Source organism: Parvibaculum sp., assembly GCF_049672805.1.
Taxonomy (GTDB): domain Bacteria; phylum Pseudomonadota; class Alphaproteobacteria; order Parvibaculales; family Parvibaculaceae; genus Parvibaculum.
On sequence record NZ_JBATWS010000271.1, the window covers coordinates 1 to 12,855 of the forward strand.

General features: G+C 60.7%; 13 protein-coding genes and 1 other RNA gene. 9 read left to right on the forward strand and 5 right to left on the reverse strand.

All coding sequences use genetic code 11. The features are described from left to right. The 4 genes from WBF74_RS08720 to WBF74_RS08735 all read right to left on the reverse strand — a co-directional run. Window positions 1–945 (reverse strand): zinc-binding dehydrogenase (locus tag WBF74_RS08720; RefSeq protein WP_424438239.1); only part of this gene is annotated, 945 nt, incomplete at its 3' end. Window positions 946–1,011: 66 nt separating this feature from the next. Further along, a complete protein-coding gene (locus WBF74_RS08725; RefSeq protein ID WP_424438242.1) occupies window positions 1,012–1,524 on the reverse strand; it encodes a dihydrofolate reductase in 513 nt (170 codons plus the stop codon). After that, entirely contained in the window at window positions 1,521–1,694 is a 174-nt protein-coding gene (locus WBF74_RS08730) for a hypothetical protein (RefSeq protein WP_424438245.1), read from the reverse strand. Before WBF74_RS08730 ends, WBF74_RS08725 begins: the two co-directional genes overlap by 4 nt. Next, window positions 1,694–2,488, reverse strand: a complete 795-nt coding sequence (locus WBF74_RS08735; protein ID WP_424438248.1) for a thymidylate synthase — start codon at window positions 2,486–2,488, stop codon at window positions 1,694–1,696. The genes WBF74_RS08730 and WBF74_RS08735 overlap by 1 nt, the downstream gene beginning before the upstream one ends. A gap of 157 nt (window positions 2,489–2,645) precedes the next feature. Between WBF74_RS08735 and WBF74_RS08740 the strand changes: the two genes are divergently transcribed. The 5 genes from WBF74_RS08740 to WBF74_RS08760 all read left to right on the forward strand — a co-directional run bounded on the left by WBF74_RS08740 (window position 2,646) and on the right by WBF74_RS08760 (window position 6,619). After that, window positions 2,646–3,812, forward strand: a complete 1,167-nt coding sequence (locus tag WBF74_RS08740; RefSeq protein ID WP_424438251.1) for a dipeptidase — start codon at window positions 2,646–2,648, stop codon at window positions 3,810–3,812. Window positions 3,813–3,845: 33 nt separating this feature from the next. After that, window positions 3,846–4,205: a transfer-messenger RNA gene (ssrA, locus tag WBF74_RS08745) on the forward strand. Window positions 4,206–4,349: 144 nt separating this feature from the next. Beyond that, a complete protein-coding gene (locus tag WBF74_RS08750; RefSeq protein ID WP_424438254.1) occupies window positions 4,350–4,820 on the forward strand; it encodes an SspB family protein in 471 nt (156 codons plus the stop codon). Window positions 4,821–4,939: 119 nt separating this feature from the next. Then, window positions 4,940–6,331 carry a class II fumarate hydratase gene (fumC, locus tag WBF74_RS08755; RefSeq protein WP_424438257.1) on the forward strand — a complete coding sequence of 464 codons (1,392 nt, stop codon included), beginning with the start codon at window positions 4,940–4,942 and terminating at the stop codon, window positions 6,329–6,331. A gap of 21 nt (window positions 6,332–6,352) precedes the next feature. Continuing rightward, window positions 6,353–6,619 carry a ribbon-helix-helix domain-containing protein gene (locus tag WBF74_RS08760; RefSeq protein WP_424438260.1) on the forward strand — a complete coding sequence of 89 codons (267 nt, stop codon included), beginning with the start codon at window positions 6,353–6,355 and terminating at the stop codon, window positions 6,617–6,619. Between the two features lie 7 nt (window positions 6,620–6,626). Here the strand turns inward: WBF74_RS08760 and WBF74_RS08765 are convergent, their stop codons facing one another. Continuing rightward, complete coding sequence (locus WBF74_RS08765; protein WP_424438263.1) at window positions 6,627–10,061, reverse strand: AsmA family protein; 3,435 nt, start codon at window positions 10,059–10,061, stop codon at window positions 6,627–6,629. A gap of 25 nt (window positions 10,062–10,086) precedes the next feature. Between WBF74_RS08765 and WBF74_RS08770 the strand changes: the two genes are divergently transcribed. The 4 genes from WBF74_RS08770 to WBF74_RS08785 form a co-directional block, all read left to right on the forward strand. Further along, window positions 10,087–10,467, forward strand: coding sequence for a DUF4169 family protein (locus WBF74_RS08770; RefSeq protein ID WP_424438266.1), 381 nt, complete (start codon window positions 10,087–10,089; stop codon window positions 10,465–10,467). Window positions 10,468–10,564: 97 nt separating this feature from the next. Then, a complete protein-coding gene (locus tag WBF74_RS08775; RefSeq protein ID WP_424438269.1) occupies window positions 10,565–11,194 on the forward strand; it encodes a TetR/AcrR family transcriptional regulator in 630 nt (209 codons plus the stop codon). Then, window positions 11,195–12,007 carry an HlyD family secretion protein gene (locus tag WBF74_RS08780; protein WP_424438272.1) on the forward strand — a complete coding sequence of 271 codons (813 nt, stop codon included), beginning with the start codon at window positions 11,195–11,197 and terminating at the stop codon, window positions 12,005–12,007. Window positions 12,008–12,012: 5 nt separating this feature from the next. Continuing rightward, a partial coding sequence (locus WBF74_RS08785) for an ABC transporter ATP-binding protein (protein WP_424438275.1) occupies window positions 12,013–12,855 on the forward strand: 843 nt, incomplete at its 3' end.

A 12,855-nucleotide genomic window follows, 5' to 3' on the forward strand; every position in this document is an offset into this window, starting at 1 on the left:
GCCAAAGGCCGTACCCTTCCAGACGCGGCCTGTGACGAGCTGGAACGGACTTGTCGAGATTTCCTGACCGGCCCCAGCAACACCGACAATGATGCTCTGACCCCAGCCGCGATGGCAGCATTCCAGCGCCTGACGCATCGTGTTCACATTGCCGATACATTCGAAGCTGTAATCCGCGCCGCCGCCCGTCAGCTCAATAATGTGGCCGACGAGATCACCCTTGATCTCTTTCGGATTCACGAAATGCGTCATGCCGAACTGACGGCCGAGCGCCTCACGCTCCGGATTGATGTCAATGCCGACAATCATGTCGGCACCCACCATGCGCGCGCCCTGAATGACGTTGAGGCCAATGCCGCCAAGACCGAACACCACAACATTTGCGCCCGCCTCGACGCCTGCCGTGAAAATGACAGCACCAATGCCCGTCGTCACGCCGCAACCGATGTAGCAAATCTTGTCGAAGGGCGCGTCCTTGCGCACCTTGGCAAGCGCAATCTCGGGCAGCACCGTGTAATTGGCGAAGGTGGAGCAGCCCATATAGTGCAGCACGGGCTTGCCCTTGTAGGAGAAGCGGCTCGTGCCATCGGGCATCAGCCCCTTGCCCTGCGTCGCGCGGATGGAGGTGCAGAGATTGGTCTTGCGGCTCGTGCAGCTTTTGCACTGGCGGCATTCAGGCGTGTAGAGCGGGATCACATGATCGCCCACGCTGAGCGATGTCACACCGGGGCCGACTTCCACCACAACGCCCGCGCCTTCATGGCCGAGGATCGCAGGGAAAGCGCCTTCCGGGTCATCGCCTGAAAGCGTGAAGGCATCCGTGTGGCAAATGCCCGTTGCCTTGATTTCCACCAGCACTTCACCGGCCTTCGGGCCTTCAAGCTGCACGGTTTCAATCTCGAGAGGTTTGCCAGCCTCAAAGGCTACCGCCGCACGCACATCCATAAGCCATCTCCATCGGGAAGCCGTTACAGAACAGGTTTACTATTGTGGGACACCGTCCCGTGCAACTCAATCGCGCCTCTCGTAAAGCACATAGGAGTAAGGCGCGCTGTCCTTTTCTCCCGCCTCATGGCGCTCCCGCGTCACTTCGCGCCAGTCAGACCTGTCGAAAGTGAACCGCGTATCGCCATCGGGCGACGCGTGAACTTCGGTAAGGTAGATACGCGTCGCGCGCGGCAGCAACGCCTGATAAATCTGCGCACCGCCGAGGATCACCACCTCGTCAACATCAAGCTCACCCGCCAGCGCCTCGCCGCGCGCTACCGCCTCATCGACGCTCGTGAAAACCTCACCGCCCGGCGCGTCATAATCCGCATCGCGCGTCACGATCAGATTGGGCCTGCCCGGCAAGGGCCGTTTCGGAAAGCTCTCCCATGTTTTACGCCCCATGATGACAGGCTTGCCCATCGTCATCGCCTTCAGCCGCCTGAGATCGCTCGAAAGCCGCCACGGCATCGCATTGTCCTTGCCGATGACGCCGTTCTCCGCGATGGCGATGAAGAAGGAAACATGGACCGTCATGCGAACACCGTTACAAAGTCATGCGTATCCATCTGCGAAAATCCCGGTGCGCGCAGCATTTCCGTATCGAGGGGCCGCATCCGCAGAAGGATGATCCACATGGAAAAAGCGGCAAGCAACAGAACCACGATGATGAGCAGCGTGACGACGATGCCATCGCGCCAGCGCATCAGACCGCAACAGGCGCTGCGATGTGCGGATGGGCGTCGTATCCCTCGAGCCGGAAATCATCAAAGGTGAAGTCAAAAAGGCTCTTCACATCCGGGTTGATGTGCATGACCGGCAGCTTCTTCGGCTCGCGTGCAAGCTGCTTGTCAGCCTGCTCCAGATGGTTGAGGTAGAGATGCGCGTCGCCGAACGTGTGGATGAACTCACCCGGCTGCAGCCCCGTCACCTGCGCCAGCATCATGGTGAGCAGCGCATAGGAGGCGATGTTGAAAGGCACGCCGAGGAAAATATCTGCCGAGCGCTGATAGAGCTGGCAGGAGAGCTTCCCTTCCGCGACATAGAACTGGAACAGGCAATGGCAGGGCGGCAGCGCCATCTTGTCCACATCCGCCACATTCCATGCCGACACGATGAGGCGGCGCGAATCCGGGTTTGATTTGATCTGATCGACGAGATTACGGATCTGGTCGATCTTGCCGCCATCCGGCGTCGGCCAGGAGCGCCACTGATGCCCGTAAACGGGGCCAAGCTCGCCGTTTTCATCCGCCCAGTCATCCCAGATGCTGACGCCATTCGCCTTCAGGTAGCGAATATTCGTGTCGCCGGCGAGAAACCACAGCAGCTCATGGATGATGGATTTGGTATGGAGCTTCTTCGTCGTGACGAGCGGAAAGCCCTTCGAAAGGTCGAAGCGCATCTGATGGCCGAAAATACTGCGCGTGCCCGTCCCTGTGCGGTCGGTTTTGGTCACACCCGTATCGCGCGTGAGACGCATAAGGTCGAGATATTGCTGCATTTTCAGTTCCCGAGAATCGACATACCCAGTCTAGCCGGGACGGCAGGTGCATTCCACCGCCACCACCGATAAGTTATCCACAGGGGCACAGCAGGCCTCTCCCGGTCGGGCAGTCAGGCTGTCTCACACAACACAGAAAAATCAGGGATAAAACCCTATGAAGCGCCTCTTTCTCGGTATTGCCGGTTTTCTCGTTCTCGCGGTGATTCTCGTCCTCGCTCTGATACCGGGCATTCTGGACGGTCAGATCAATCGCGTGGTGGAACACGAACCCTATCCGCTGAGCGCGGAGACCCGCACCCTGCATGACCGGCTTGTCATTGCCGACCTTCATGCTGACCCGCTTCTCTGGGCACGCGATCTGCGCAAACGCTCATCGCGCGGCCATGTGGACCTGCCGCGTCTCGCAGAGGGTAATGTGGCGCTTCAGGTTTTCACCGCCGTGACCAAAGTACCGGCCGGGCAGAATTACGAGAGCAATGAGGCCGCTTCGGACATTCTGCACTGGCTGCTGATGATCCAGCGCTGGCCCGCCCGCACTTGGGGCAGCCTCATCGAACGGGCACTCTATCAGGCATGGAAGCTTGAGCGCCTGGAGGAACAGGCTCCCGATCAGCTTCGCGTCATCCGCAGCCGCGCCGATCTTGACGCATTGCTGGCCGCACGGGCGGAAGGCGCAACTGTCGTTGGCGGGCTGCTTGGTGCGGAAGGCTCCCACCCGCTCGAAGGAAAGATCGAGAATATCCAGCGCCTTTATGATGCCGGCTACCGGCTGATGGGCCTCCACCACTTCTTCGACAATGAGCTGGGCGGCTCACTGCACGGCACTTCCGGCGAAGGCCTCACTCCCTTTGGTCGCGAAGCCCTAAAGGAGATGGAGCGCCTCGGCATCATCGTCGATGTTGCCCATTCCTCTCCCGCCGTCGTGGAGGACACTCTGGCTCTTGCAACGCGGCCCCTCGTTCTCTCCCATACGGGCCTTCGCGGCGCCTGCGACAGCCCGCGCAACATTTCCGATGATCTCGCCAGGCGCATCGCCGCAAAGGGCGGCGTCATCGGCATCGGCTATTGGGAGGGAGCTGTCTGCGACCCGAGCCCCGAAAATGTGGTGAAGACAATCCGCTACGCAATCGACCTGCTGGGCGCCGATCATGTGGGCCTCGGCTCCGACTATGACGGCGCGGTCAGCGTCGCCTTCGACACATCGGAGCTTGCGGTACTTACCGAGGAAATGCGGAAAACGGGTTTCACGGAAGAGGAAATCACCAAGGTGATGGGCGGCAATGTCATCCGCCTTTTCCGCGCGAACCTTCCCGCAGAGTGAACCGCTAAAATATTCTCCCCGAGAGCGGGAATGGAGGTTCAAAATTCACTCTCCCGCCCTATATTAGCCGTGTCGGTGGTTCGCCGCCGACTATGGCGATAAACGGATTGTGGAATAAACCATTCGGACCCGGGGGCGGTACCCGGCGCCTCCACCAAAAGTTTCTCCTGTCGTGGCAGGGCTTTCGGGGGCGAAACAGGATCGACGAGGGTGTAAAGACAGTCTTTTTGCCCGGCATGGTTCCGCCGTCATCGGGCCGTTTTATAGTTGCCAACGACAACTATGCTGAGGCACGTCTCGCTGCGTAATGCGGCGCGACAACCTCGATTGAAGCCCTTGCCCTTAGCCGGGTAAGGCGGGGTTCGGAGGCACCTGGCAACAGAAGCCTCCACTTTTCTTTCCGGTCCATGAGACGATTTCCAGGTTGCGGCGTTCCTGTCACAACGGAGTGAAACCTGCGCGCTCATCTGGATTTCCGGTGGAAACGCTGGTTGAATCACCGTTATTAGAGCCTGATTCACGAATTTGGAGCTGATCTTGGCCGAAGACCTGATGCGATATGACGTGCTGGCGCAGGACGCGCTGCGGGGCGTCGTGCGCCGCGCGCTGAAAATCGCGCGCGATGAGGGCCTGCCGGGCGAACATCATTTCTACATTTCCTTCCGCACCGATGCGCCGGGCGTCGAGATGTCAGAGAGACTCCGCAAGCAATACCCGGAAGAAATGACCATCGTGCTCCAGCACCAGTTCTGGAATCTGGAAGTGAGCGACGAACGCTTCTCGGTGGAACTGACCTTCAACAAGATTCCCGAACATCTGAGCGTCCCCTTCTCCGCCATTCAGGGCTTCTTTGATCCGAGCGTACAGTTCGGACTGCAATTTCAGGTGGAAGGTACGGGAAACAGCAGCCGCGAGGCGGAACCCGCCACCGAAGCCTCAAAGCCGGAGCAACCCGCTGCGGAAGCGGTCGGCGAAGTGGTGAGCCTCGACGCTTTCCGCAAGAAATAGCCCGCCTGCCTCTTAGGCTTTGGCGCATACCGCGCCTTGGCGTTCAAATGCCCGCATGCTAAACCGGCGCCCGGTTGATCTTTTCCGCCGGTATCCGGCGGCCTGCTGGAGCGCCCGACATGACCAAGACCCGCACAGAAACCGATACTTTCGGCCCCATCGAGGTCGCCGCCGACAAATATTGGGGCGCGCAGGCACAGCGCAGCCTTGGCAATTTCAAGATCGGCTGGGAAAAGCAGCCCCTTCCCGTGGTCCGCGCGCTCGGCATTGTGAAGCGCGCCGCAGCGGAAGCGAATATGGAGCTTGGCCGCCTCGACCCGAAGATCGGCAACGCCATCGTGCAGGCAGCACAGGAAGTGATCGAAGGCAAGCTCGACGCGCATTTCCCGCTCGTCGTCTGGCAAACGGGTTCGGGCACCCAGTCCAACATGAACGCGAATGAGGTGATCTCGAACCGCGCCATCGAACTGCTCGGCGGCGAGATGGGCTCGAAGAAGCCCGTTCACCCGAACGACCATGTGAATATGAGCCAGTCGTCGAACGATACTTATCCGACGGCTATGCACATTGCCTGCGCGGAAGAAATTCACCACCGTCTGCTCCCCGCCCTGCAGAAGCTGCGCAACGCGCTGAACGACAAGGCGCAGGCCTGGAACCACATCATCAAGATCGGCCGCACCCACACCCAGGATGCAACGCCGCTGACACTCGGTCAGGAGTTTTCGGGCTACACGAAGCAGGTCGAGAACGGCATTGAACGCATCGAGCAGACGCTGCCGAAGCTGATGGAGCTTGCCCAGGGCGGCACTGCTGTCGGCACCGGCCTCAATGCGCCGATCGGCTTTGCCGAAAAAGTGGCGGAGAAGGTTGCTGCCATTACGCAGCTTCCTTTCAAGACCGCGCCAAACAAGTTCGAAGCGCTCGCCGCTCACGACGCCATGGTCTTCAGCCACGGCGCAATCAACACGGTTGCTGCATCGCTCTTCAAGATCGCAAATGACATCCGCTTCCTTGGCTCGGGCCCGCGCTCCGGCCTTGGCGAACTGGCGCTGCCGGAAAACGAACCCGGCTCCTCCATCATGCCTGGCAAGGTGAACCCGACCCAGTGCGAGGCGCTGACACAGGTGTGCGTGCAGATTTTCGGCAACCACGCCGCCCTCACCTTTGCGGGCAGCCAGGGCCATTTCGAGCTGAACGTGTTCAACCCGGTCATGGCCTACAATTTCCTTCAGTCCGTGCGGCTGATGGCCGATGCGGCGGTGAGCTTCACGGATAATTGCGTCGTCGGCATCGAGCCGCGCGAAGACAACATCAAGGCCGCCCTTGAGCGTTCGCTGATGCTTGTCACAGCCCTTGCCCCGAAGATCGGCTATGACAACGCCGCGAAGATCGCCAAGACCGCTCACAAGAACGGCACCACGCTGCGCGAAGAAGCTGTCGGCGGCGGCTATGTGACGGATGCTGAGTTCGACGAGGTTGTCCGTCCCGAAAAGATGATCGCACCGGAGTAATCCCGGCACGGAAGGAGCGGCATGACAGGCGAGACGACTGACGAGGATTTCTCGGATGTCAAACGCTCGGTGACCATTGCAGGCCACCGCACGTCAATCTCGCTTGAACGCCCCTTCTGGGAGGCGCTGAAGGAACTCGCCTGCTCCGAAAAAACCTCGGTCAATGAGCTTGTTCGCCGGATCGACCTTGCACGCGGCGAAAAGGGAAGCCTCTCCTCCGCGATCCGCGTACATGTGTTGAAGGCCATTCAGGCGAAGCAGAGTTCCGCCTGCCCCGTGGAGAAATAACGGGCGATCAGTGGCCTGCCGCAGGGCGTGGCAGCGGCATGGCACCGCCGCCCTGTCCTGCCGGAACCTCCAACAATTCGCGCAATTCCTTCGGCACACCGGCTCCCGCTTCCTCAAGGCTCTTCTGGAGCAGACGGCGCGCCATGAAGTTTTGCAGATCAAGCGTGTCCGTGACGATGTCGAGCTTCTGACCCCGTCCGACCGCGCTGATGGTGAAGCCGGGGACTCCTTCGGGCGCCGCCAGTTCGACGGCAAGCGCCGTGTCGGAAGCAAGGCGCGGCAGATCATAGAAAAGATCAAGCGCGCCCTTCCCGCCCGTGAGCGCAAGCGAGGCTTCGGAACTGCGGATCAATCCATCCGCAATGGCGAAGGAAAGTTCCGTATCCTCAAATGCCGTCGCCCCTTGAAAAAGCTTTTCCTCCACCAGCGCCGGGAAAGCCTCGATCTCGCTTAACCGGGAAAGACCGGCAGAGAAGCCGGGCAGATCAAGCGGCTCTATCTGGGCGCCCGACAATTTCGCCGTCGCGTTGCCCGCAAGAGACGACACAAGCCCGAGCCAGCTACGTCCCTCAGCCTGCACCTGCGCATTGAGATCAAGCCTGCCAGTCGCCGGTGCGGCACCGACAACAGGGGTGATGGCCGAACGCAAATCCGCATTCTCAAGCAGGATGGTGAGGCCGATGCCAGGCTGCCCCTCACCGCCCTCGATCCGCGCACCAATGGAAAGACGCCCCCGCCCATAGGAGCCGACAAAGGGCGAAGCGGTCAGCACACCATGAGAGACGGAAAGCCGCGTCGTAACATCGCCCGCCGCGAGCCTGCCCAGCACCACGCTGCCCACCTTGAGATCAACTTCCGCATCAAGCTTCGCCAATGCCGACCAGTCGAGGGCATCAGCGGGCCAGATCGTTTCGCTGTCCTTCTCAACAATGAGCGGGGTGAGATCGATACCATTTGCCTCGATACTGCCCGTGAAGCGCGGCAGCGTCTCGCCCTCGCCCGCCACCCAGTTCGCATTGCCCGAGAGACGGAAACTGCCCGCAACGCCTTCAAAATCGGAAAGCGCGAGGCTTGCCTTGTCCCAGATAACATCGGACGACAAGACAAATCCGGGACCGGCAGCCTGCGCCCCGACCCAGTCTGCAAGCGGCTTCGGCGCGCCGAAACCGCCAAGCACATGCATCACACCAGACGCCGCAATATCGACACGTCCCGTGAAGCGCAAAGCTTCAAACGGTTTTTCCACCTTGCCGCGCGCCGTCAGCGTGGTGCCGCCGACATTCGCACGGAAATTGGTGTCGTAGATGCCGCCCGTATCACCATCAAGCTGCACAGAGACAGTGCCCGTGCCCGAAAGATCAGCCTGTGGCGCAAGACCAAGCTGCTCAAGAAGCACACGGCCTTCTTCATTCGCCGCCGTGCCGGAAAATTCGAGCCGATCCACGCCGCCCCGTGCGCCATGACGCCGCTTCGCTACACCATCGACCCGGCTGCCGCGCACCGTGCCGCGCAGTGTGAGCGTATCAACGCGCAACTGGCTGTCTTCCGCTTCGCCGGAAGCACCCGTAATGATGAGATCAACCGGACCTTCAATATCCGGCACATCGAAGCCGCCTATCTCAAGAAGTCCACCGAAACGATCCGCCTTGATCGTGCCGCTGAAGCGCCCCTTCACATCATCGCGCGCGCCGGTGGTCACGCCTGCCAGCTCGCCCGAAAGCGACAAGGCAGCGCCGGAAATATTTTTGACATCAAGGCGCGAAATGCCGAGCGTGCCCGAGCGAAGCGACAGTTCTGTCTCGACACCTTTCATCCTCTGCCGGAAAAGCGTGAGGTCTTCCGCATGAAGCCTCAGAGCAATGTCGTGCGCATCAAGCCATGCGAGCGCGTCGCCCCCTTCTGGCAGAAGCGCGGTCAGCGGTTCGAAGTCAAAGCGCGCAATATCGAAATCCGCACCAATGGCAGGCCGCTTTCCCGATGTATCGACACGGAGCTTGCCGCGCAGCGCAGGCGATGCAAGATCGCGCGCATTGGCAGCCGCGATCTCATCGAACACATAAAGCCCGTGCTCGAAACGCAGACGCGATCTGATGGAGAAAGGCGAGCGGGCCGCCGTGGCGCGCGCCGCCTCTCCGCTCACAGGTGCAAGCCATGAAGCAAGCGCCGCAACATTCGCGCTCTTCATCTCTCCCCTGCCATCAAAGCGGGAGCCTTCTTCATCGGGAGAAAGTTTTCCGCCAAGCTCGATCTGCGTTGAACCGCCAAGCTCCGCAGAGGCGCGCCTGATTTCAAGCGCGCCCTTCTCCAGCGAAAGATCAAGCATCACCTCGCGCAGCGGTACATTGCGGACGAGCAATGTCTTCGCCTCGATCTCGACATTGCCATCGAGCCAGGCAGGCGGCTGCGTAGCCATGATCATGTCGGCCAGCGGCGCTTCCCGCTTTTCCTTGTCCCGCGCGACAAGATCAAGCAGCGGATCAAGCGAGAAACTTTCAGAGGAAAGATCGAGCGAGAAGACAGGTCGCCGCTCCCAGCGTATTTGCGCATCGCCTGTCAGCGTGGAGCCAGCAGACGCAACGGTGAGGTTGCGCAGATCAAGCCCGCGCATATTGAGCACCAGACCCGCATCCACACGAAGCACCTCCGGCGATGCCCCATCATTGCTCGCATCGCCAATGCGCAACCGCCCGTTGCCATCGAGCCGCGCCGTAATGGCAGGCTCGGTCGCAACGCCGGAGAAGAGAAAGCGCGCGGGATAATTCTGCGCTTCAATTTCCGCCGTGACCTGAAACGCCTTCTGTCCGTCAAAGGCACCAAGCCCGATCCGCATGGCAACGGGCACGCCGCCAAGCACGGCTTCGGCATCCATGCGCATCGGCCCGAGCAGCGAGGAGGCGACGATCTCGCCGCTCACATTCTCCGCCTTCCATGCCCGGCCATTGACGCGGTTGGAATAGTTGAGGGTGCCCCCTTCAAAGCTCGCCTTGTCGAGACTGATCGAGGCCAGAGAGAACATGCCATTGGCCGGAATGCGCTCGGCCATATCGAGGGCACCCCAGTTGGGCGTGCCATCGGGCAGGATCTCGAGATTGATCTGCGGCCGCAGCACAACAATGCTGGTGATCTTGATGTCGCCCCCGAGAAGCGGCGCAAGCGCCACTTCCGCGTCAATCGCTTCAAAAGTTGCAAAATTGTGATTGGAAGGCAGCGAACCTGAATTTGCGAGATGACCGATCTTGATCTTGTTCAGCGTCATCTGCGGTGCGGGCAGCATCTGAAACCTGATGTCGCCACCGATGCTGACAGGACGCCCGACCGCTTCCGATGCCTGCGCCTCGATCTCGGCGCGAAACTGGTTCCAGTCCACCAGGCTCGGGCCGACCAGCGCCGCAAAAAGCAATACAACGAGAAGACCCGCGATATAGGTCAGGATCGAATTCAAAAGCATCTCCAGCGGCAAACCAGACGTGACGGGCGCGTGTCTTCGGTTCCTCCCGGACAGGGTTTGTCCTAGAATTCCGAACGATCAGAGCGGCCCCGGCGCCGCATCGCCAGCTCGCAGGCAAGTTATGGATTCGGACGGCGGAAATATAGTCAATTTCTCCTCTTTCCGGAAAAGAGCGCGCCTCGAAAAGGCGGCCGGAGAAAAAACGCGCGCCGAAAAGAGGCGCGAGGCGAAAAAGCAGGACAAGGCAAAAGCCGCCGCAAACCGCATTCGCTTCGGGCGCACTGGTGCGGAAAAGAAAATTTCCAAAATCGAGGCTGCCCGGCGCGAGCGCCTGCTTGATGGTAGACGTCTGACCCGCCCGGATGAGGTCGGCGAGCCGGACGATACCGAACCGGCCTGACCCGCTCCCCTACCTCCTATCGCATTTTCCTTTGACGACCTCGCCTGTGTATATTACTAACTGTCCAGTCAGTCATTAAATGGACGCAGGATCGCCGATGGCGCGGCCGGTACCGAAAAGACAAAGACGCAAGGAAGCCCGCCCGGCTGAAATCAGGGCCGCGGCCCTTCAGGTCTTTTCCGAACGCGGCTTCGCGGCGGCCCGGCTTGAAGATGTGGCGGAAGTCGCAGGCGTCAGCAAGGCGACGATCTATCTCTATTTCGAAAGCAAGGCCGATCTCTTCGCCGCCATCGTGCGAGAGATCGCGACGCCCCGCTTTGACGCCATCGAGAAGCTGATCGACACCCATGAAGGGCCGAGTGGCGAGCTCATCGACTTCATCCTTGCGCGCCTGCAGGAAGTGGCGACGACGACGGAGCTTCCCGCCCTCCTCAAGATCATCCTTGCGGAAGCAGGCAATTTCCCGGAGATCAGAAATTTCTATCTCGAGGCCGTGGTGCTCCGCGCCTTCAAAAGTCTCGGCCGGATCATCCGGCGCGGGATCGAGCGCGGCGAGTTCCGGCCCTGCAATATCGAGGCAGCGGTGCAGGACATCATCTTCCCGATCCTCCTCAACACGATTGGCCGCAATACATTCGGCGCGATTCCGCAACTCGATCCGGACGGCTTCTTTTCCGCCCATGCGGAATTCGTTCGGCGCGGTCTCGCAGCGGACAGGGGAGCGTAAATGATGCGTCTCCCCTCCCTCATGTTCGCCTGCGTGACCGCGCTTCTTCTTTCCGCTTGCGACGAACGCCCCGACAATAGCTGGCAGGGCTACGCGGAAGCCGATTATGTGCGCGTAGCTTCCATGGAAAGCGGCATCATCGAAAAGATCGCGGTAGAACGTGGCGACAGGGTGCGGGCGGGCACGCCCCTCTTCCGGCTGGAGACAACGGTAGAGGAAGCAGCAAGCGCCGCCGCACAGGCAAATCTCGAGGCGGCAAAGGCGACGCTGCAGGAAGCCGAACTTGAACTGAAGCGAAAGCTCGAACTTCACCGCAGGGGAAATGTTCCGCAGGCAGAAGCAGACACGGCGCGCGCAAGAAGCGACCGCGCGGGAGCCGCCATGCTCGCCGCTGCCGCCGCGCTCGATCAGGCGAAATATCGCCTCGCCCGGCGCGAAAGCCACGCGCCCACAAGCGCCATCGTTCAGGACGTGCTCTTCCGCGAAGGCGAAACCGTGGTCGCGGGCCAGCCCGTCATCACCCTGCTGCCGCCTGGCAATATCAAGGTGCGTTTTTTCGTACCGGAAGCAGAACTCGCCAACCTTCGCCATGGCGCAAAGGTGCGGCTCTCCTGCAGCAATTGCCCGCCGGACGCCACCGGCACGATCCGTTTCATCTCCCCGGAAGCCGAATTCACACCGCCCGTCATTTATAGCGACCGCTCGAAGGAGAAGCTCGTCTTCATGGTGGAAGCAACGCCCGATGCCGAGCCGGAAGCCTTCCATCCCGGCCAGCCTGCCACCGTGTCCTTGATACCGCCCGGAGCGGAATGACCGCCATGAGCCGGACGCACGGAGTCTCCCCCTCCCCCGCAGACCGCCCGGCTGAAGATGCGCCGCTCGTCATTAATGTCTACGGACTCACGAAAAGCTTTGGCGGCACAAGGGTTGTTGACAGCATCGACATGCAGGTGGCGGAAGGAGAAATCTATGGATTTCTCGGACCCAATGGCAGCGGCAAGACGACGACCATCCGCCTGCTTTGCGGACTGCTGACGCCCGATGCTGGAGAAGGCACCTGCCTCGGCCATGACATCCGGACGGAAAGCGACCTCATCAAGCTGAAGACCGGCTATATGACGCAGCGCTTCAGCCTCTATGAAGATCTGTCGATCCGCGAAAATCTCGCCTTCGTTGCCTCCATCTATGGCCTCGCCAATCCGCGCAAGGCGGTGAGTGACACGCTGGCGAAACTCAATCTCGAAAACCGCGCCCATCAGCTTGCCGGCACATTGTCCGGCGGCTGGAAGCAGCGCCTCTCGCTTGCCGCCGCCATCATGCATGGGCCGAAGCTGCTGCTGCTCGATGAACCGACCGCAGGCGTGGACCCGAAGGCCCGGCGCGAGTTCTGGGACGAAATTCACATGCTCGCCGAGGGCGGCATGACCGTTCTTGTAAGCACGCATTACATGGATGAAGCGGAACGCTGCCACAAGATTTGCTACCTCGCTTACGGCAAGCTTCTCGCGCGCGGCACGGCAGCAGAAGTGGTGCGCGGCTCCGGCCTCATCACCTGGGCGGTGAGCAGCGCCTCCCAGCGCCGCATCAACCGGCTGGCACATGAACTCGAAGGACGTGCAGGCATCGAGATGATCGCGCCCTTCGGCGCAACGCTTCATGTG

Coding starts and splice junctions, on each gene's coding strand:
- fumC (WP_424438257.1), top strand. CDS start 4,940: ATGACCAAGACCCGCACAGAAACCGATACTTTCGGCCCCATCGAGGTC.
- WBF74_RS08775 (WP_424438269.1), top strand. CDS start 10,565: ATGGCGCGGCCGGTACCGAAAAGACAAAGACGCAAGGAAGCCCGCCCG.
- WBF74_RS08780 (WP_424438272.1), top strand. CDS start 11,195: ATGATGCGTCTCCCCTCCCTCATGTTCGCCTGCGTGACCGCGCTTCTT.
- WBF74_RS08740 (WP_424438251.1), top strand. CDS start 2,646: ATGAAGCGCCTCTTTCTCGGTATTGCCGGTTTTCTCGTTCTCGCGGTG.
- WBF74_RS08730 (WP_424438245.1), bottom strand. CDS start 1,694: ATGCGCTGGCGCGATGGCATCGTCGTCACGCTGCTCATCATCGTGGTT.
- WBF74_RS08725 (WP_424438242.1), bottom strand. CDS start 1,524: ATGACGGTCCATGTTTCCTTCTTCATCGCCATCGCGGAGAACGGCGTC.
- WBF74_RS08760 (WP_424438260.1), top strand. CDS start 6,353: ATGACAGGCGAGACGACTGACGAGGATTTCTCGGATGTCAAACGCTCG.
- WBF74_RS08735 (WP_424438248.1), bottom strand. CDS start 2,488: ATGCAGCAATATCTCGACCTTATGCGTCTCACGCGCGATACGGGTGTG.